This window comes from Mesorhizobium sp. W050, from assembly GCF_054719535.1.
In genome coordinates, this window is record NZ_JBTTIH010000001.1 from 2,883,046 (window position 1) to 2,900,508 (window position 17,463).

At 63.4% G+C, this 17,463-nt stretch carries 18 protein-coding genes and 1 pseudogene; 13 read left to right on the forward strand and 6 right to left on the reverse strand.

Annotation, left to right across the window (positions count from 1 at the left end):
* Positions 1 to 10 precede the first annotated feature (10 nt).
* Positions 11 to 832 (reverse strand): enoyl-CoA hydratase, encoded by an 822-nt coding sequence (locus ACYG9Y_RS13955; RefSeq protein ID WP_023689473.1) that lies wholly within the window; start codon positions 830 to 832, stop codon positions 11 to 13.
* A gap of 146 nt (positions 833 to 978) precedes the next feature.
* Here ACYG9Y_RS13955 and ACYG9Y_RS13960 point away from each other — a divergent pair, with 146 nt between their 5' ends.
* From ACYG9Y_RS13960 to rpsI, 3 genes are all read left to right on the forward strand, one after another.
* A complete protein-coding gene (locus tag ACYG9Y_RS13960) occupies positions 979 to 1,443 on the forward strand; it encodes a PaaI family thioesterase (RefSeq protein ID WP_023693292.1) in 465 nt (154 codons plus the stop codon).
* 216 nt (positions 1,444 to 1,659) lie between these two features.
* Entirely contained in the window at positions 1,660 to 2,124 is a 465-nt protein-coding gene (gene rplM, locus ACYG9Y_RS13965; RefSeq protein ID WP_023669409.1) for a 50S ribosomal protein L13, read from the forward strand.
* 1 nt (position 2,125) lies between these two features.
* Entirely contained in the window at positions 2,126 to 2,608 is a 483-nt protein-coding gene (gene rpsI, locus ACYG9Y_RS13970; RefSeq protein WP_023669408.1) for a 30S ribosomal protein S9, read from the forward strand.
* Between the two features lie 267 nt (positions 2,609 to 2,875).
* Here the strand turns inward: rpsI and ACYG9Y_RS13975 are convergent, their stop codons facing one another.
* Positions 2,876 to 3,775 (reverse strand): LysR family transcriptional regulator, encoded by a 900-nt coding sequence (locus tag ACYG9Y_RS13975; protein ID WP_023693291.1) that lies wholly within the window; start codon positions 3,773 to 3,775, stop codon positions 2,876 to 2,878.
* Positions 3,776 to 3,866: 91 nt separating this feature from the next.
* Between ACYG9Y_RS13975 and ACYG9Y_RS13980 the strand changes: the two genes are divergently transcribed.
* Positions 3,867 to 4,739, forward strand: coding sequence for an aldo/keto reductase family oxidoreductase (locus ACYG9Y_RS13980; RefSeq protein ID WP_023693290.1), 873 nt, complete (start codon positions 3,867 to 3,869; stop codon positions 4,737 to 4,739).
* A 199-nt stretch (positions 4,740 to 4,938) separates the two neighbouring features.
* On the opposite strand, the pseudogene ACYG9Y_RS13985 reads toward ACYG9Y_RS13980, so the two are convergent.
* Positions 4,939 to 5,141 (reverse strand): annotated as a pseudogene (locus ACYG9Y_RS13985) (glycerophosphodiester phosphodiesterase family protein); the annotation flags it as partial.
* A 141-nt stretch (positions 5,142 to 5,282) separates the two neighbouring features.
* Between ACYG9Y_RS13985 and speB the strand changes: the two are divergent.
* From speB to ACYG9Y_RS14000, 3 genes are all read left to right on the forward strand, one after another.
* Positions 5,283 to 6,284, forward strand: a complete 1,002-nt coding sequence (gene speB / locus ACYG9Y_RS13990) for an agmatinase (protein ID WP_023669405.1) — start codon at positions 5,283 to 5,285, stop codon at positions 6,282 to 6,284.
* 29 nt (positions 6,285 to 6,313) lie between these two features.
* The gene (gene argC / locus ACYG9Y_RS13995; protein ID WP_023682318.1) at positions 6,314 to 7,240 is read left to right on the forward strand and encodes an N-acetyl-gamma-glutamyl-phosphate reductase; all 927 of its coding nucleotides are present in this window, start codon (positions 6,314 to 6,316) and stop codon (positions 7,238 to 7,240) included.
* Positions 7,241 to 7,301: 61 nt separating this feature from the next.
* Positions 7,302 to 8,141, forward strand: a complete 840-nt coding sequence (locus tag ACYG9Y_RS14000) for an aminoglycoside phosphotransferase family protein (protein WP_023739331.1) — start codon at positions 7,302 to 7,304, stop codon at positions 8,139 to 8,141.
* Between the two features lie 53 nt (positions 8,142 to 8,194).
* On the opposite strand, the gene ACYG9Y_RS14005 is transcribed toward ACYG9Y_RS14000, so the two are convergent.
* Positions 8,195 to 9,319 (reverse strand): COX15/CtaA family protein, encoded by a 1,125-nt coding sequence (locus ACYG9Y_RS14005; protein ID WP_023739330.1) that lies wholly within the window; start codon positions 9,317 to 9,319, stop codon positions 8,195 to 8,197.
* Positions 9,320 to 9,469: 150 nt separating this feature from the next.
* On the opposite strand from ACYG9Y_RS14005, the gene ACYG9Y_RS14010 reads away from it, so the two are divergent.
* On the forward strand, positions 9,470 to 9,685 hold the full coding sequence (locus tag ACYG9Y_RS14010) for a DUF2842 domain-containing protein (RefSeq protein WP_023669401.1): 216 nt from the start codon (positions 9,470 to 9,472) through the stop codon (positions 9,683 to 9,685).
* Positions 9,686 to 9,700: 15 nt separating this feature from the next.
* Here the strand turns inward: ACYG9Y_RS14010 and ACYG9Y_RS14015 are convergent, their stop codons facing one another.
* On the reverse strand, positions 9,701 to 10,759 hold the full coding sequence (locus tag ACYG9Y_RS14015; RefSeq protein ID WP_023734129.1) for a polysaccharide deacetylase family protein: 1,059 nt from the start codon (positions 10,757 to 10,759) through the stop codon (positions 9,701 to 9,703).
* 91 nt (positions 10,760 to 10,850) lie between these two features.
* On the opposite strand from ACYG9Y_RS14015, the gene ACYG9Y_RS14020 reads away from it, so the two are divergent.
* On the forward strand, positions 10,851 to 12,080 hold the full coding sequence (locus tag ACYG9Y_RS14020; RefSeq protein WP_023734130.1) for a GNAT family N-acetyltransferase: 1,230 nt from the start codon (positions 10,851 to 10,853) through the stop codon (positions 12,078 to 12,080).
* 3 nt (positions 12,081 to 12,083) lie between these two features.
* On the opposite strand, the gene ACYG9Y_RS14025 is transcribed toward ACYG9Y_RS14020, so the two are convergent.
* Complete coding sequence (locus ACYG9Y_RS14025) at positions 12,084 to 12,794, reverse strand: GntR family transcriptional regulator (protein WP_023669398.1); 711 nt, start codon at positions 12,792 to 12,794, stop codon at positions 12,084 to 12,086.
* Between the two features lie 264 nt (positions 12,795 to 13,058).
* On the opposite strand from ACYG9Y_RS14025, the gene ACYG9Y_RS14030 reads away from it, so the two are divergent.
* The 4 genes from ACYG9Y_RS14030 (at position 13,059) to ACYG9Y_RS14045 (ending at position 17,461) form a co-directional block, all read left to right on the forward strand.
* A complete protein-coding gene (locus ACYG9Y_RS14030; RefSeq protein WP_023734131.1) occupies positions 13,059 to 14,159 on the forward strand; it encodes an ABC transporter ATP-binding protein in 1,101 nt (366 codons plus the stop codon).
* A gap of 34 nt (positions 14,160 to 14,193) precedes the next feature.
* Positions 14,194 to 15,483 carry an ABC transporter substrate-binding protein gene (locus ACYG9Y_RS14035; RefSeq protein WP_023734132.1) on the forward strand — a complete coding sequence of 430 codons (1,290 nt, stop codon included), beginning with the start codon at positions 14,194 to 14,196 and terminating at the stop codon, positions 15,481 to 15,483.
* Between the two features lie 246 nt (positions 15,484 to 15,729).
* Positions 15,730 to 16,641, forward strand: a complete 912-nt coding sequence (locus ACYG9Y_RS14040; protein ID WP_023739329.1) for an ABC transporter permease — start codon at positions 15,730 to 15,732, stop codon at positions 16,639 to 16,641.
* Position 16,642: 1 nt separating this feature from the next.
* On the forward strand, positions 16,643 to 17,461 hold the full coding sequence (locus ACYG9Y_RS14045; RefSeq protein WP_023730872.1) for an ABC transporter permease: 819 nt from the start codon (positions 16,643 to 16,645) through the stop codon (positions 17,459 to 17,461).
* Positions 17,462 to 17,463: the final 2 nt, after the last annotated feature.

Consider the following 17,463-nt stretch of genomic DNA (forward strand, 5'->3'; position numbering starts at 1 on the left):
GATCGAAAACCTATTCGTCCGTCCATTCCGGTTTGCGCTTGCCGATGAAGGCGCCGATGCCTTCCTCGGCGTCGCGGGCCAGCATGTTCTCGACCATGACGCGGCCGGTATAGGCATACGCGTCCGCCAACCCCATCTCGGCCTGCGCGTAAAAGGCTTCCTTGCCGGTCTTGACCACCAGAGATGATTTGGAGGCAATGGTTTGCGCGTATTTGGTGACGATCTGATTCAGGTATTCGCGCGGCACGACGCGGTTGACCAGGCCGAATTCCTTGGCGGTTGCGGCATCGATGGTCTCGCCGGTGAGCAGCATTTCCATGGCGTGCTTGTGAGACACGTTGCGTGACAGCGCCACCATCGGCGTCGAACAAAACAGGCCAATATTGACGCCCGGCGTGCAGAAGGTCGCTTCATGCGAGGCAATGGCGAGGTCGCAACTGCAAACCAGTTGCAGCCCCGCAGCGGTGGCTAGGCCATCGACTTCGGCGATGATCGGGAGCGGATGGCGCACGATCTGCTGCATCAACGCCGCGCAAGCCGAAAATGTCTGCTCGAAAAACCCCTTGCCCTTGTCGGCGTCGGCGCGGCGCGCGGTCATTTCCTTGAGATCGTGACCGGCGCAGAAGACTTTCCCGGCGGCCGCCAAGACGATGACGCGGACCGATTTGTTGGCCTTGGCACGGTCGAGCTCGGCGCTCAATGCCGCCATGACGGAAAGCGACAAGGCATTGGCGGGCGGATTGGCGAGCGTCAGGCGCAGCACGCCCTTGTCCAGCCCGGCGATGACCGGCCCGTCTATGGCAACAGGTTTGATCGAAAGGATTTCGGCCATGACAAGGGTCTCCGCGATTCCGCCGGGCGCCGCCAGACTATCTAATATCGGATCGAGTTTCATCAACACCCATCGCTTGCGCCAGAGGTGTTGCCAGAAGCGCATCATTGCGTTCATACAGGCCCGGCATAGAACGAGAGACCGACATGCCCGCCCAGGACAATCTCAAGCCGGTGCTGACGGCGGCTGAAGTCAATGCGCTGATGGCCAGCGTCTACCCCCAGCTCAACGACGAGTTCACGTCGTATGAGGCGCTCGATGTGTTTCCCGGCGGCTGCACGGTGCGGCTCAACGCCAGCGAACGGCATTTGCGTCCCGGCGGCACGGTGTCCGGGCCCTCGCTGTTCACGCTGGCCGACATTGGCGGCTATGTCTGCGTGCTCAGCCATGCCGGGCCGGATGCGCTTTCGGTTACCGTCAACCTCAACATCAATTTTGTCCGCAAGGCCGAAGCCGGGCCGATCGACGGCCATTGCCGCATCCTGAAGCTGGGCAAGAGCCTGATGGTGTTCGATATCGACATCGTCGCCGGACCGAAGGGACACACGGTAGCGCATGCGACCGGCACCTATTCGATCCCGCCGAAGCGCGCCGCCGATGTGGTAAAATAATACCTTTTGATCAAACCTTTGTTTTTATTACACTTTACGAGCAGACGTGCTTTTCCCGCGCCTTGACGTGCACCACCCCCTCGCCTATAAGCCGTCACGAAGCAGCGGCCCGCAAAGGCCGCCGTTTTGTTATTGGCGGCGGGCAAGTGCCTTGTCGCCAATCCAAGCAACAAGAAACGCCTTCTTCGGAAGGTCAAAATCGAAAGCAGAAAATCCATGGCAACCTTTTCGCAGAAGCCTGCGGATGTGGTGAAGAAGTGGGTGCTGATCGACGCCGAGGGTCTCGTCGTCGGCCGTCTCGCCACTGTCATCGCCAATCATCTTCGCGGCAAGCACAAGCCCACCTTCACCCCGCATGTCGACGACGGCGATAACGTCATTGTCATCAATGCCGACAAGGTGGTGTTCACCGGCAAGAAGTTCACCGACAAGGTCTATTACTGGCACACCGGTCACCCCGGCGGCATCAAGGAGCGCACCGCGCGCCAGCTGCTCGAGGGCCGTTTCCCCGAGCGTGTCGTCGAGAAGGCCGTCGAACGCATGATCCCGCGCGGGCCGCTCGGCCGTCGTCAGATGAAGAACCTCCGCGTCTATGCAGGCACGGAACATCCGCATGTCGCCCAGCAGCCCGTCACCCTCGACGTCGGCGCGCTGAACGCCAAGAACAAGAAGGTTGCATAAGATGGCTGAGCTTTCCTCGCTCGCAGAATTGGGCGCCGCCACCGGCAACACCAACACCCAGCCGGCAGCACCCGTCCATGTCCAGAAGCTCGACAAGTCGGGCCGCGCCTATGCCACCGGCAAGCGCAAGAACGCCATCGCCCGCGTCTGGGTGAAGCCGGGTTCGGGCAAGATCGTCGTCAACGACAAGGAATTCGCGACCTATTTCGCGCGTCCGGTCCTGCAGATGATCCTCAACCAGCCGATCATCGCTTCCAACCGCGCCGGCCAGTACGACATCGTCGCCACCGTCATCGGCGGCGGCCTGTCCGGCCAGGCCGGTGCCGTTCGTCACGGCATCTCCAAGGCGCTGACCTACTATGAGCCGGCACTGCGCGCCGTGCTCAAGAAGGGCGGCTTCCTGACCCGCGACAGCCGCGTCGTCGAGCGCAAGAAGTACGGCAAGGCGAAGGCCCGTCGTTCCTTCCAGTTCTCGAAGCGCTAAGCGCTGCGACGTTCCAGACATCGAAAGGCCGCCTCCGGGCGGCCTTTTCTTTTGGGTCTCGGCAGTCACCCCACCCGGCGCTTCGCGCCGACCTCCCCATCGAGGGGAGGTAGGAGGTCGCGGCAGTTTTGCCGCCCGGACAATCCACGATGGTCCAGCGGCTAGCAAACCAGTTCGACCATAAAAACGCGGCACCCTACCTCCCCTCGATGGGGAGGTCGGCGCGAAGCGCCGGGTGGGGTGATGGCGCCGGCCTCGGTTCAAGTCTCAGAACTTGCCGGCCTTGATGTAATCGATAAACGCCCGTAGCGGCGCTGGAACCAGACGCCGTCCGGGATAGTACAGAAATGGTCCGGGAAAACTCTGCCACCACGGTTCGAGCACGGGCTCCAGGGCGCCGCTTTCGAAGTGAGGGCGAAGCCAGCCCTCGAAGAGAGCGACGATGCCGCTGCCGGCAATGGCCGCATGGACGGCAAGATCGCTCGCCCCGCCGATCCGCACGATCAACGGCCCCGTCGTGTCGACACGCACCACCTCGCCGTCGCGCTCGAATTCCCACGGCAGCATCGCACCGCTGGCAAAACGACCGCGCAGACAAGCATGGCCAAGCAGGTCGCTCGGGTGCTGCGGCCGCCCATGGCGCTCGAGATAGGCGGGGCTGGCGCCAGTGGCGAAGCGCTGGACGCGCGGTCCGATCGGCACCGCGATCATGTCCTGCTCCAGTCGCTCGTCATAGCGGATGCCGGCGTCGCAGCCCGCCGCCAGCACGTCGACGAAGTTCTCATCGGCGATGACCTCCAGCCGAATGCCGGGATAGGCGGCGAGGAAGCCCGGAACGATGTCGGGCAATATCAGCCGCGCGGCGCTGACCGGGACGTTGAGGCGCAGCGAACCGGCCGGCCTGTCGCGAAAGCCATTAACCACGTCGAGGGCCGCCTCCACCTCCGACAGCGCCGGGCCAAGCCTTCCCAAGAGGCTGAGGCCTGCGTCGGTTGGAACAACGCTGCGTGTCGTGCGGTTGAACAGCCTGACGCCGAGCTGCGTCTCCAGGCGGCGCACCGCTTCGCTCAGGCCCGACGCGCTGCCGCCGCCGGCGCGAGCCCCTTCGCGAAAACCGCCGGCACGCGCCACCGTCACGAAAGCATTCAGATCGCCAAGATCCATCATTGTTCGCCATTCCGCACAAGCTGTACGGATTGTACCTTATTATCCCAAGGTTGAGCAGCGTCTATCTTCGCCTCCTCAAAGGAGATCGACCATGTCCACCATCCAAAAATCCGGCACATTCACCCTCGGCAGCCACACCGTGAAACGGCTCGGCTACGGCGCCATGCAACTTGCCGGCCCGCACGTTTTCGGTCCGCCGAAAGATCGGGACGCGGCCATTGCTGTGCTGCGCGAAGCGGTGGCGTCCGGGGTCAACCACATCGACACCAGCGACTATTATGGCCCGCATGTCACCAACCAGCTGATCCGCGAAGCGCTGGCGCCCTATCCGCAAGACCTCGTCATCGTCACCAAGATCGGGGCGCGGCGCGGCAGCGACGGCTCATGGCTGCCTGCCTATTCCGCCAAGGAACTTGAGCAGGCCGTGCACGATAATCTCAGGAATCTCGGTCTTGAGGTGCTGGATGTCGTCAATCTGCGCATCATGTTCGGGGTGATGGGTCCCGCCGAGGGCTCGATCGAGACGCAGTTGACGGCGCTTGCCGAACTGCAGCGGAAGGGCCTGGTGCGCCATATCGGCCTGAGCAACGTCACCCCTGCGCAGGTCGAGGAAGGCCGTGGGATCGCCGAGATCGTCTGCGTGCAGAACCAGTACAATCTGGCGCATCGCGACGACGACGCGTTGATCGATGAACTGGCGCGCGCCGGCATCGCCTACACGCCGTTCTTCCCGCTCGGCGGCTTCAGCCCGCTGCAGTCGTCGACCTTGTCGGATGTGGCCACGCGGCTCGGCGCCACACCCTTGCAGGTTGCGCTCGCCTGGCTGCTGCGCCGCTCGCCGAACATCCTGCTGATCCCGGGGACGTCGTCGGTCGGGCATTTGAGAGAGAACCTGGCGGCGGCGGAACTGGAGCTGTCGGCTGATGTCCTGAGGGAATTGGATGGGGTGGCGAAAGCGGCGTGAAGATTTTGCGGGCGGCGCTGTCACCCCACCCGCGCCTTCGGCGCGACCTCCCCATCGAGGGGAGGTAGGAGGTCGCGGCAGCCTTGCATGCCTCGCAATCGCTACGACTGTCGGATCTAAAGCGCCAACGCCCTACCTCCCCTCGATGGGGAGGTCGGCGCGCAGCGCCGGGTGGGGTGATGGCGCCGACGTACGATTTCTAATTGATACTCGCCGTATTCGCGGCTCGGCCGGCTTCCCTCATCCACATAAGGCGCCCGAAACCCATCGGCCCCCAGCCAGCCAATCGCAGCCTTCGGTTCTTCGGTCTGGATGATGGTGGCGCCGCGTTCGGCCCAGAAACCGTGTCTCGGCCGGCATGCCGGCCCGCACCGCCAGTTCATCGCCGCGGCCGCCGGAGAGGAGTCGCCGGGCCTTGCGCCTTGGCGATACAAATCCTGTGTCGCCCCTCTAGAACGCTATGGCGTTTCGCCAAGCTGTGACTGGCATCTTGCGTGCCGGTTCTGTAGTTGTGGCAGCCCGATGAACAAAGAAGGACCCGTAATGGCGAACCAGACCATCGACAACGCCTTCACCGCCCGCTCCAAGACGGGGCCTTCCTTCGAGCCGACCTATGCCGGCGCGCTGTCGTTCATGCGGCGCAAATACACCAAGGATGCAAAGGGCGCGGACGCCGTCGTGTGGGGCATTCCGTTCGATGCCGCCGTCACCAACCGGCCGGGCGCGCGCTTCGGGCCGCAGGCGATCCGCCGCGCCTCGGCGATCCTCGACAACGACCCGCAATATCCGTTCTCGCGCGACCTGTTCGAGCATCTCGCCGTCATCGACTATGGCGATTGCCTGCTCGATTCGGGCAATCACCAGAAGACACCAGGCACGATCGAGCGCGAGGCGGCGAAGATCCTGAAATCGGGTGCCTTCCTGTTGTCGCTCGGCGGCGATCATTTCGTCACCTGGCCGCTGCTCAAGGCACATGCCGCCATCCACGGGCCGCTGGCGCTGGTGCAGTTCGATGCGCACCAGGACACCTGGCCTGACGATGGCAAGCGCATCGACCATGGTTCGTTCGTCGGCCGCGCCGTCAATGAAGGCATCATCGACCCCGACCGCTCGATCCAGATCGGCATCCGCACGCATGCCCCCGATACGTTCGGCATCAAGATCCTTTACGGTCACGAGATCGAGGAGATGCGGGCTTCCGACATCGCCTATGCGATCGTCGACCGCACCGGCGGCAGGAAGACCTATCTCACCTTCGACATCGACTGCCTCGACCCGGCCTTTGCGCCCGGCACCGGCACGCCGGTTGCCGGCGGACCGTCCTCGGCGAAAATCCTGTCGACGCTGCGCCAGCTCGGCCAGGTCGATATTGTCGGCGCCGACGTCGTCGAGGTTGCGCCGGCCTATGATCACGCCGATATAACGGCGATCGCCGGCTCGATGGTGGCCATGCACTATCTCGGCCTGGTGGCCGAGCGAAAAGCGCGGGCGGAAGAGCTGAACAGCGGCAACCATGGCGCGGCAAACCATGGCCAGGGCATATAGGCCTGAATTAGCAGGGAATTGACGGGCACATGAAACCGAAAATCTTCATCGATGGCGAACACGGCACCACCGGCCTGCAGATCCGGGCGCTGCTGGCCGAGCGCGGCGACCTCGAGATCATCTCGATCCCGGCCGAGCGCCGCAAGGAAACGGCGGCGCGCGCCGAGTTCCTCAATGCCGCCGATGTCGCCATCCTGTGCCTGCCGGATGCGGCTGCCAAGGAAAGCGTGTCGCTGATTGCCAACGACACCACCAAGGTGATCGACGCCTCCACGGCGCATCGCGTCGCCGAGGGCTGGGAATACGGTTTTGCCGAGCTGGACAAGGATCAGGCCAGGATCATCGCCAATGCGAAACGCGTCGCCAATCCCGGCTGCTGGCCGCAAGGGCCGATCGCGACGCTGCGGCCGCTGGTCGCTGCCGGTCTGCTGCCGGCGGATTTCCCGATCACGGTCAATGGCATTTCGGGCTATTCGGGCGGCGGCCGGCCGATGATCGAGGACTATGTCGCCAAGGGCGAGGATGCCTCTGAATTCCAGGTCTATGGGCTGACCCTGCAGCACAAGCATGTGCCGGAGCTGCGCACCTATGCGAAGCTGTCGCACGATCCGATCATGCAGCCGGCGGTCGGCAATTTCGCCCAAGGCATGATCACGGTGGTGCCGCTGCAGCTCGGCGGGCTTGACCATGTGCCGGCCGGCGCCGAACTGCACGCGGCAATCGCCGACCATTTTGCCGCCATCAAGGGCGGCGTGGTCGAGGTAGCTCCTTACGAGCACGTGGAGCGCCTGCCCGAGATCAATCCCGAGGTCTATAACGGCACCAATCGGATGAAGGTCTATGTCTTTGCCAATGACGACAGGGCGCAGGCGCTGCTGATTGCGGTCTATGACAATCTCGGAAAGGGCGCCTCGGGTGCTGCCGTTCAGAACATGGATCTGATGCTCGGCCTTTAATTCAGTTGGAGAGAGCATGTTGCCCGAAAACCGCTTAACACTTTTCGGCATCACGCTCTGAATGGACGCGCCTGCATTTCCAAAGCGCTGGAAGATCAGCGCGCCCGAGCTCATTGCGGAGACGTTTTCGAGCCGCATCTGGAAGGTGCGGCGTGAGGACGGCTCGCCGGCCATCGTCAAGGCGCTCAAACCATTCGACGATGTCGAGGACGAGTTGCGCGGCGAGCACTATCTCGCATGGCGGCGCGGCGAAGGCGCGGTGCGGCTGCTTGGCCGGGACGGCCACCGCATGCTGCTCGAATATGCCGGCGACACCCTGCTTTCCGACGTTCTGGCCAAAGAAGGCGACAACGCCGCGACCGCAATTGCGGCCGAGTTGATGGGGAGACTGTTCTCGCCCACAAGACACCCTGCCCCGCCGGACCTGCAGCCGCTGCGGACACGGTTTGCCAGCCTGTTCAAAAAGGCCGGAGCCGATCGCGACGCCGGAGAGCACAGCCTCTATATCGAGGCCGCCGAAATCGCGGACCGGCTGCTCGATGCCCCGCATGCGGTCAAGCCGCTGCATGGCGACCTGCATCACGACAACATTTTGCACGGTGCGCGCGGCTGGCTGGCGATCGACCCGAAGGGCGTGGTCGGCGATCCCGGCTTCGACGCCGCCAATCTGTTCTACAACCCACTGGGGCGCGACGACCTCTGCCTCGATCCCGAGCGCATCGCGCATATGGCCGAGATCTTCGCCAGGACACTCGGCCAGACGCCGGCTGCCATTCTCGACCATGCCATCGCCTATGGCTGCCTGTCGGCCGCATGGCATCATGAGGACGAGAATGCGGTCGACGAGAACCGCGAGCTGTCGGTTGCGGGAGTGATCCGAAAGGTGCGGCTCAGCTTCTGACCGGCGCAGCCTCGCGCGTTAGACGTAGCGAGGCAGTTCGTTCGCGAAATAGATTATTGCGACGGCCAAGACACCGTAGACGATGTACCTGCGTTCATGGGCGGCCGCGTTGGCAGTGGATAGGCGCCTTTGGTGCCGCGCCAGTGGGCGGCGGCAAATCCCAGCAGGACAAGCGCGAAGGCCTGATGGGTCAGCGCCATGTGCAGCGGCACCTGCATCAGCAGCGTGCCGATGCCGATCGAGGCCTGGACCAGCACCAGCAGAAACAGCAGCGTTGCGCGGCGTGCGTGTGTCGTGCCCGGCAGCCGCCGGCGCGTCGCTATCATATGCCAGAGCGCGATGGCAAAGACCGTATAGGCGCCGAGCCGGTGGACGAACTGCACCGTCTTCGGGTTCTCGAAGAAATTGCGCCAGGCCGGTTCGAGCAGCAGCAGCTCGCCGGGGATGATCTTGCCGTCCATCAGCGGCCAGGTGTTGTAGCTCAGGCCGGCGTCGAGCCCTGCGACCAGCCCGCCGAGATAGATCTGGACCAGCGCCAGCAGCACGATGAAACCGGCCAGTCTTTGCGTCGACCGGCCGGCGGCAGGCTCCGAATGCGGCGCCAGCCCGCGCGCGACCACCATGGTGGCAGTGAAGATCAGGGCGGCAAGCGTCAAATGCGTCGCCAGCCGGTACTGGCTGACGGAGACGCGGTCGACCAGGCCGGAGGCCACCATCCACCAGCCGATGGCGCCTTGCAGGCCACCAAGCAGCAGAATACCGACCAGCTTTGGCCCAAGGCCGCGCTCGATGCGGCGCGTCGCCCACAAGACCAGCAACGGCAGGCCGAAGACCAGGCCGACACTGCGCGCCAGGATGCGGTGCGCCCATTCCCACCAGAAGATCGATTTGAAGGCGTCCAGGCTCATGCCCTTGTTGAGCTCGGCATATTGCGGAATCTTTTGATAAAGCTGGAATTCCTCCTGCCACTCCGCGTCATTGAGCGGCGGTATCACACCGTGGATCGGCTTCCACTCGGTGATCGACAGGCCGGAATTGGTGAGCCTGGTGGCGCCGCCGACCAGCACCAGCGCAAACAGCACCAGAAGCACGACATACAGCCAGCCGCGCACCAGCGCCCGATTTTTCAAGTCGCGATCGCGGTCAATGTAAGGCGCGGCGGCTGATATGGCGGCCATGGTTGGTCCCGGCAGGTTGACGTGGCGGATTGGTGAACCATCGCAACCCGGCTGACAAGACCGGACGGCGCGGCACGCCGTCGCGCCGCATCTCCCGGGTTGCACAGGCGCGCGGTTGGGCCTAAGCGGAGGCGATCAACGAGAACGCTCATGCCCATCCGCCTGAAAAAGCTGATCGGAACTTTCCTGCTGGTGGCGCTGGTCATCATCTATGCGCTGGTCGCGTCGATCATAGCGGTCGCGCAGCTGTCGCAATCCAGCCCGCTGGTGCATTTCCTGTTCTTCCTGTTCAGCGGCCTGTTCTGGGTGCTGCCTGCGATGGGCATCATCAAATGGCTGATCCTGGAGCCGCCGCCGAAAGGCTGAAGCGCCCGACCCAGGTTAGATGGTGACGACCATTTTGCCGGCATTGGCCAGCGGCGTCGTCACGCCCGACAACATCGTGCGGATATGGGCGACGCTCTGGTAGCGGCCGTTGATCGAAATGCGCGGCAGCGCGTGCAGGAAGCCGGCGTGCTCGGCGTGCAGCACGCCGTGGCGAGTGGTCACCGCCGAGGCGTAGCCGGCGTCGCGGGCAAAGCCCACTTCGCGGCAGCCGACAGCGCTGGCGAAACCATAGGGGTAAGCGAGATGACGGGGGTCTTCGCCGAGCTGCGCCTGCAGTTGGCGCCTGACGTCGACGATCTCATGGCGCGCATTGGCTTCGTCGAGCCGCTTCAGATTGCGGTGGTTGACCGTATGCGCGCCGATCGTGACCAGCCTGTGCCCGGCCACGGCGCGGATATCGTCCCAAGTCATCAGCGTGCTTGGGCGCAAGCCATCGAGGTCGATGCCGTTCGAGTGCGCCAGATCGCGCAGCACGGCGCGCTGATCCTCCTCGCGCACCTCGAGCGTCAGATAGGCATGCAGACGCGCATTGGCGTGGAGTTTCTTGCCGTGGGTCGAGCAGTCTATGGTCACCGGCCCCTTCGGAGTCGCCAGCGTCAAACGCTCCCGCGCGTTGACGATATCCTCGACCACGTCCCACCATAAATCGGCGCTGCCGTCGATCAGACCCGGCGCGACATAGATGGTGATCGGCGCGTCGTGCTTTTCGAGCACTGGCAGCGCTTCGGTCATGTTGTCGCGATAGGCGTCGTCGGCGGTGATGGTGGCGAACTGGCCGTCCTTGCCGCCGGCCTTGATGCGCTCGATCGCCTCGTCGAGGGTGACGAAGGCATAGCCCCTCGACTTCATGTCGGCGACGAGAGCGTCGAGGAATCGCGGGGCGATGTTGAGGTGGCGGTTAACGCCGTCCGGCTTCTCCGGCGTGGCGGTGACCCGATGCAACATGAGGATGGCGCCAATGCCGCCGACAAACGGCTTGGCCAGCGGTGCAAGGCCGGTAAAGCGGGCGATATTAAGCGCCAGTTTCCGAACTGCCTCACCACCGTCGATCATTCATTCACCTTTTGCGCCTAGGCTCGATCCAAGCACGGAACGCGCCGACGCGAACTCCTGATCGCGACGAATACGCCTTAAGGATTGAGGTATGGTTGACGCCACCGCGTCATTTGACGGCAATCGGCTCGCCGCAAGCAAGGCGTCTGCGCGCACGCCGGCTGCCGACCAGACCAGTCTGTCGGTGTCGATCGCAGATGCTGCCGCGCTCGCCTCTTACGGCGAATTCTGCCGTTCGGCGCTGTTTGCGCCGGCGCAAAGCGCGGCCTGGGTTCGTGCCTGGACGGCGCAGGCCAATCCCGATGCGGTCGTCGCCACGCTGACAATCGAGGACAGGCCGGTCTTTGCACTGGCACTGGAAATCACGCGAACTGGTCCATTCCGCGTCGCCCGCTTCATGGGCGGGCGCCATGCCAACGGCAATTTCGCCGCCGCCGATCCGGCATGGCTGGCAAAGGCAGATGCTGGGGGGATCCGCAGGCTGGTGACGGCGATCGGCAAGGCGCGTCCCGACATCGATCTCGTTGCCTTGGAAAGGCTGCTGCCCGACCTCGATGGCGTTGCCAATCCGCTGGCGGCGTTCTCCAACTTTCCGAGCCCAAACCTGTCGCTCGCCGTCAATCTCGACGGTGGTTTCGATGCGCTGCTGTCGCGTGTGGGCGGCAAGCGCAAGCGCAAGAAGCACCGTTCGCAGACACGCAAGTTCGAGGCGGTCGGCGTTCATCGCCGCATCGAGGCGCAGACACCCGAAGAGGTGAACCGGCTGCTCGACGCTTTCTTCGAGATGAAGGAGTTCCGCTTCGCCAAGATGGGCATCGCCAATGTCTTCGGCGAGCCGGAGGTGCGGGCTTTCTTCCGTGCCCTCTTCGCCGGCGCGCTGGCCGAGGAGAAACCGGCCTTTGTGCTGCATGGGCTCGAAGTGGCCGGCAAGCTGCGCGCAATCACCGGCTCGAGCCGCTCGGGCAAACGCCTGATCTGCGAATTCGGCGCCATCGCCGAGGACGATCTCGGCCACACCAGCCCCGGCGATTTCCTTTTCTTCGACATCATCGAGGAAGCCTGCCAAACAGGCTTCGATGTCTATGATTTCTCGGTCGGCGACGAGCCCTACAAGCGGCTCTGGTGCGATATCGAGACCAGGCATTTCGAGGTGCTGGCGCCCCTGACGCTGAAGGGACGCGCCCTGGCGTCGGCGCTGCGGCAGGGCGCACGGGCGAAAGCCTTCATCAAGAACAACCCGACGGTCTGGAAGCTGACCAAGATGCTGCGCCGCAAGGCCGTCGGACAGGCAGCGCCCGCTCCCGCGGACGACGAAAACTAGCGTTCAGAAATTGAGCGCTTCGCGGAGCGCCGGGCCGGCCCTGACCCGCAGGTCGAGATCTGCCTCGATGTGGTCGATATGGTGCAGCATCAGCCGGCTCACCAACCCGCAATCGCCGCTTTCCAGCGCGCCGACCATTTCCGTGTGCTCACTGTGTCCGCAGGCCGACACGCCGGATCGTCCGTAAAGGGCGATCACCAGCGACGAACGCGCCACCAGCTCCTCCATGAAGCGCTGCAGGATGGCATTGCCGGCGACGGAGGCGAGCAGCAGGTGGAAATCGCCTGATGCCTTGATTTCGGAGCGCCGCGCGGTTGGGCCGCGCTCGGCGATGAAGCGGCCTTCCTCGTCGAGCTGCGCGCGGAACGCAGCGATATCGGTCGCTGTGACCCGCCCGCAGGCGGCAATGGCTATGCCCGGCTCGATCAGCCGGCGCGATGCGAACACCTGGCGCGCTTCCTCGGGCGAAGGGTTGGCGACGAAGGCGCCACGGTTGCGTTCGGTACGCACCAGCCCCTCGAAGGACAGCATCTGCAGCGCCGCGCGCGCGACGGTGCGCGAGACGTCGAACAGCGTGCCGACCTCGCCTTCCGACAGCTTGGTGCCGGGCGTCAGCCGACGGTCAACGATGGCGTCCCGCAGATTGTCGCGAATCGCCTGGGCGCGATCCTGGTTGGCGCTGTCGGCGGAATGGATCTGATCGGCAATGTTCATGGCGATGATGGTTCCCAGCCTCTTCTAGCGCAACTCGTCGCCTGCGCACGAGAGGCAAAGTGGACACCAAGCCAAAAAAGATTGCATACGATTCTTGTGCAGATCGCGCACAATCGCCCATAATTTGTGCAATGCACAAGATAGCCTACCGGCTAGGCAGTGGGCAAGAACCCCGATTTTGCTGACGATTCAAACGCTTGGGCCGATTGCCGCCGATTGGCACGCATAATGCATTGGTTAATGCGACCAAACGGGGAAGCCTGAATGTCCAAAGCCGCCGAGATCGACATCGTGTCCGTTTCGAAAGTGTACGGAACGACGACTGCCGTCGAGGCCATCAGCCTGAAAATACCGGCAGGCACCTATTGCTGCCTGCTTGGCCCCTCCGGCTGCGGCAAGACCTCGACGCTGCGCATGATCGCCGGCCACGAAAGCATTTCGTCGGGCGATGTCCGCCTCGGCAACATTGTCGTCACCGACCTGCCGCCGGCAAAGCGTGGCACGGCGATGATGTTCCAGTCCTATGCGCTGTTTCCGCATCTCGATCTTGTCGACAATGTCGCCTTCAGCCTGAAGATGAAGGGCGTCGACAAGGAGCAGCGCCGTGCCAAGGCGCTCGAGATGCTCAAGCTGATGCAGATGGAGGCCTATGCGGCGCGCCGGCCGGCGCAGCTTTCCGGCGGCCAGCAGCAGCGTGTTGCACTCGCCCGCGCTCTGATCACCGATCCCGAGGCGCTGCTGCTCGACGAGCCGCTGTCGGCGCTCGACCCGTTCCTGAAGATACGCATGCGCGCCGAGTTGAAGAACTTGCAGACCTCGCTTGGCATCACTTTCGTCCACGTCACCCACAGCCAGGAAGAGGCCATGGCCTTGGCGGACCTGATCGTGGTGATGAATGACGGCCGCATCGAACAGGCGGCGCCGCCGCGAGATGTGTTCGAAAGGCCGGCCACCGCCTTCGTCGCGCGCTTCATGGGCGACCACAATGTCATCTCCGGCCGGGTCACCGGCGCGCGCGACGGCATGGTCGTCTTCGACGTCAATGGTGGCGCCTCGCTCGCCGCCCGCGGGCAAGGCCGGGAGGCGGGCCAGGAGGTGGGCACGCCGATCGACATTGCCATCCGCACCGACCATGTGCGCATCGGCGAAGCGCCCTCGCCCGGCCTTGGCTTCACCGGCATCGTCTCCAACATCGAATATCGCGGCGCCACGGTGAAGCTGTCGGCCACCGGCGGCGGCATCGACGATTTCACCGTTATCATCGACGATTCCGACTTCTTCGCCAAACCCGTCGCCCTTGGCGACGCCGTACCGCTCGCCTGGGATTCCGAGGACGCCATCGTCCTCGGGCGCCTTCATTCATGAATTCAACGAAGCAAAACAAAACAGGGGAACAGGAATGACAAAACCAGTAGAAACAAAGACCGGAATTTCGCGCCGTTCGTTGCTCAAGACAGGTGCCGCCGCCGTCGGCCTCGCCGCCGGCTCGGGCGCCATTACAGGCTTCCCGACCATCTGGGCGCAGTCCAACATCACGCTGCGCCAGTTCGGCACCGGCGTGTCGAACCTGAACGCGATCGCCGACAAGTGCAAGGCCGACCTCGGCATCACGCTGGAAATGACGGCGACCGATTCGGACGCGGCCGCCCAGCGCGCCGTGACCCAGCCCGACAGCTATGACATCGCCGACATCGAATACTGGATCTGCAAGAAGGTGTTCCCGAGCGGCGTGCTGCAGCCGATGGATGTTAGTAAGCTGAAATATTACGACGAGCTGGTGCCGTTGTTCAAAACCGGCAAGCTGACGCCCGACAGCGTCATTGCCCAGGGCACCGCGCCGCACACGGTCGGCTATGTCGAAGCGCAGGACTCAAAGACCTTCGCCAAGGCGCCGACCAAGTGGTTCACCATGGTGCCGACGATCTACAACGCCGATACGCTAGGCATCCGGCCCGACCTCGTCGGCCGCGACATCACCACCTGGGCCGACATCATGGACCCGGCCTTCAAGGGCAAGACCGCGATCCTCAACATCCCGTCCATCGGTATCATGGATGCGGCCATGATCATGGAGGCCACAGGCAGCATCAAATATGCCGACAAGGGCAACATGACCAAGGAAGAGATCGACAAGACGATCGACTTCCTCATCAAGGCCAAGCAGGCCGGCCAGTTCCGCGCCTTCTGGAAGTCGTTCGACGAGAGCGTCAACCTGATGGCATCGGGCGAAGTGGTCATCCAGTCTATGTGGTCGCCGGCCGTCGCTGCCGTGCGCTCCAAAGGCATCGCCTGCCGCTTCCAGCCGCTCAAGGAGGGCTATCGCTCATGGGGCGGCGGCCTTGGCCTTGCCGCCCATCTCAAGGGCGCCGAACTCGACGCGGCCTACGAATACATCAACTGGTATACGTCGGGCTGGGTCGGCGGCTATCTCAACCGCCAGGGCTACTATTCCGCCAATATGGTCTCGGCCAAGAAGTTCATGTCCGACGACGAATGGGGCTACTGGATTGAAGGCAAGCCGGCCAAGGGCGAGATCAAGGCGCCGGACGGCACCGTCATGGAAAAGGCCGGCGCCGTGCGCGACGGCGGCTCGTTCGAAGAGCGCATGGGCAAGGTCGCCTGCTGGAACTCGGTCATGGACGAGGACCGCTACATGGTGAAGCGCTGGAACGAGTTCATCGCGGCGTAAGCTAGCGGATCAACGGGACATGCCTCATTCCTTCGCGCCCCCCTCTGTCCTGCCGGACATCTCCCCCTCAAGGGGGGAGATTGGATATCGCTTTGGTTTTCGCCAATCTCCAACTTCATGGAAAGAGGCGTCGAGGCAGAAGCTGCCGATCTCCCCCCTTGAGGGGGAGATGTCCGGTAGGACAGAGGGGGGCGCGAAGGATCACAGCCAAGGAAATCTTCTCATCCCGGTGCGAAGGTGTTCCGCATGACCGTGGTTCTCGAACGACCCGCAATCACCGCCGCCAGCCCGATGAGACGCCGGCGCTTCTCCATCAGTGCCGTCACGCCCTACCTCCAATCGGCGCCGCTGGCGCTCATCCTCGGTGCGTTCCTGCTCTTGCCAATCATCATGATCGTCGTCGTCTCCTTCTGGGATTATGACTTCGCCGCCATGTATCCGGATTTCCTGACGACGAACTATTCCGACGTGCTGGGATCATGGGTCACCTGGAAGACCTATCTCAACACCATCAAATTCGCTGCCATCGTCTGGGCTCTGACCTTGTTCATCGGCTTCTGGGTCGCCTATTTCCTCGCCTTCCATATCCGCACCACCGCCATGCAGATGGTGCTGTTCCTTGTCTGCACGGTGCCGTTCCTGACCTCCAACATCATCCGCATGATCTCGTGGATCCCGGTGCTTGGCCGTAACGGGTTGATCAACTCGACGCTGGTGCAATTGGGGCTGGTGCCAAAACCCATCGAATGGCTGCTCTATTCGGAATTCGCCGTGGTGCTGGCCATGGTGCATCTCTACACGCTGTTCATGGTAACGCCGATCTTCAACACGTTGATGCGCATCGACCGCTCGCTGGTCGAGGCCGCGCGCGATGCCGGCGCGTCCGGCTGGCAGGTCTTGTGGAACGTCGTCATCCCGCTGGCCAAGCCCGGCATGGCGATCGGCACCATCTTCGTCGTCACGCTGGTGATGGCCGATTTCTCCACTGTGCAGGTGATGTCGGGCGGCCAGAGCGCGTCGGTCGCACTGATGATGAAGAACCAGATGTCGCTGCTGCAGTATCCCGCAGCCGCCGCCAATGCCGTAGTGTTGCTGGTGTTGGTACTGTTGATGGTCGCGGGCATCCTGCGCATCGTCGACATCCGCAAGGAGCTTTGAGGTGAGCCACGAAAAACGCACCTTCGAGTTCTATGTGCTTGCGGCCTTCTTCACTCTGTTCGTGCTGTTCCTCTATGGCCCGCTATCGGCGATCCTGATCCTTTCTTTCCAAGGCGAGACCGGCGGCCTCACCTTCCCGCTCAATGGCGTGTCGCTGCACTGGTTCGCCAATCTGTTCGAGCGCCAGGCGGTCGGCGATTTCGGCGGCAGCTTCAAGCGCTCGCTCGTGCTCGGCCTCATGGTGATGATCGTCACCGTCGTCGTGTCGCTGCTGGCAGGGCTCGCTTTCCGGCAAAAATTTCGTGGCGCCACCGCTTTGTTCTACCTGGCGGTCGCCAGCCTCGTCGTACCCTCGATCATCATTTCGCTCGGCATCGGCGTCGTGTTCCAGCAGGTCGGCTTCCGCCCGGCCTGGTACACATCGGCCTTCGGCGCGCACCTGACCTGGACCTTGCCCTTCGGCGTGCTCATCATGTTCGCCGTCTTCAACCGCTTCTCGCCCGCCTATGAGGAAGCAGCGCGTGACCTGGGCGCCAACTCCTGGCAGACCTTCGCCCATGTCGTGCTGCCGATGATCGCGCCGAGCCTGATCGGCGTCGGCCTGTTCGGCTTCACGCTGTCCTATGACGAGTTCGCCCGCACGCTGATGACGTCGGGCACCTTCAACACGCTGCCGCTCGAGATCTACGGCATGACCACCAATGTCACGACGCCGGTGCTCTATGCGCTGGGCACGGTGACCACCGTGTTCTCCTTCCTGGTGATCCTGGCCACACTGGGCGCCATCCTCTATGTCGGCCGCAAGCGGGCCAGGGTTTGATC